The organism is Bradyrhizobium sp. Mp27 (genome assembly GCF_029953005.1).
Taxonomy (GTDB): domain Bacteria; phylum Pseudomonadota; class Alphaproteobacteria; order Rhizobiales; family Xanthobacteraceae; genus Bradyrhizobium; species Bradyrhizobium barranii.
In genome coordinates this window covers 1-755 of record NZ_JASAUS010000572.1, presented here as the reverse complement: position 1 = coordinate 755, position 755 = coordinate 1, and the positions used below count along the sequence as shown (strand labels likewise).

Below are 755 nucleotides of genomic sequence, written 5' to 3'. Positions count from 1 at the left end.
GGCATGAACGCCTGTGTAGTCGCCGCAGAGAGCACAACGAGCGGAGGGCTGATTGTTCTCAGACTGACGCCGTTGAGCAGTGGTCAGGAAGATCGCCAGTTAGACGTTTGTTGGTTGGAGTTGCTACCTAAAATCATCGTCGACAGCGCAGAACGTGCGATTGATCTCAGTTCATGCGGAACTTCAACAATGCACGGGTTTGGAACGCCACGTCACAAAGCCTGTTGTCCTTTCAGAAATGACCGTTGTGGTCGCACCCCCCATTTTCTTGGAGCGTCAGATGAGCAAACGCAAACCGGCGACGGCGCCGAAGCGCGCCCGCAATCCGAAAATGACCGCGCGGGCCCAACGGAACAAGCAGAGCATTGTTAGAAGCCCGAAAGAGAATTTACTTCGCTCTGTTGCGGCAGTCTCGATTGAACCGCCTCCTGAGCTTCATGATCCTAAACACGAGGTTCCTATCATTGAGCCTCGGGTGGATGCCTTACCAGATGACCTCAGTCAGAGAATGACGGATAGCGATCCAACGAAAGGCTTTGCTTTAGCGACGGCAAACATGCAGGCGTATCAAGCGAGGCTTCTTGAGATAGCCGAGGCCAACGCGCAATTTGCTTTTGAATTCGGCCTGAGACTTGCGACGATCAGGTCACCAACTGAATTTTTCGGCGTCATTACGGAGTTTACAAGCAGACGGGTCGATATGTTCGGGCAGCATTCGAAAGAATTGGCGGCATATCCGTTCTGGCGCATCAAGC

General features: G+C 53.1%; 1 protein-coding gene. It reads left to right on the top strand.

Going from position 1 to position 755, the window contains the following annotated elements:
- Positions 1-280: 280 nt before the first annotated feature.
- Positions 281-755, top strand: a 475-nt coding sequence (locus QJT78_RS51795; protein ID WP_281460913.1) for a phasin family protein, incomplete at its 3' end; no start/stop codon positions are given.